The 570-nt window shown below is 72.1% G+C and carries 1 protein-coding gene; it reads left to right on the top strand.

Annotated features, from left to right (window positions below):
- Window positions 1–99: 99 nt before the first annotated feature.
- Window positions 100–570: TonB-dependent receptor plug domain-containing protein (locus sphst_RS19685; RefSeq protein ID WP_159043717.1), on the top strand; the 471-nt coding region annotated here is incomplete at its 3' end.

Raw genomic sequence — 570 nt, 5'->3', positions numbered from 1 at the left:
CGCGGGTCGGCACCCGCCGGTCGACCGCACTGGCCGGGTCGATGACCGCTGCCGACGCGTTTCAGCGCCTGTTGCGCGACACCGGCCTTTGCGCAGGACGTGCTGCAGGACGCGACGAAGCCGGTGCCCGCCGAGAGCCAGACCCCCGCGGCGCAGGCGGCCCCGACACCGGACGCCGCGCCCGCAACCGAAGCGGCTCCCGCGCCCGCCACCCCGCAGTCCGACATCGTCGTCACCGGCTCGCGGATCATCTCGTCGGGCTTCACCGCACCGACCCCGACCCAGGTGCTGAGCGCCGAGTCGATCGCCAAGAACGCGCAGCCCAACGTCTTCACGACCGTCGCGCAATTGCCCTCGCTCCAGGGCAGCACGGGCGCCACCGTCGGCGCCAACGGCACCTCGACCGGCGTGCAGGGGCTGAGCGCGCTCAGTCTTCGCGGCCTTCAGCCGATCCGCACGCTCACCCTGATCGATGGCCAGCGGGTCGTCGGGACCGAATCCGTCGACACCAATTTGATCCCGGTCTCGCTGGTCGAGCGCATCGACCTGCTGACCGGCGGCGCATCCTCG

The sequence above is a fragment of the Sphingomonas sp. STIS6.2 genome (assembly GCF_000732685.2).
Taxonomy (GTDB): domain Bacteria; phylum Pseudomonadota; class Alphaproteobacteria; order Sphingomonadales; family Sphingomonadaceae; genus Sphingomonas; species Sphingomonas aerolata.
Note: the sequence above shows the minus strand (reverse complement) of the source record. Positions and strands in the feature narration are given on the sequence as shown.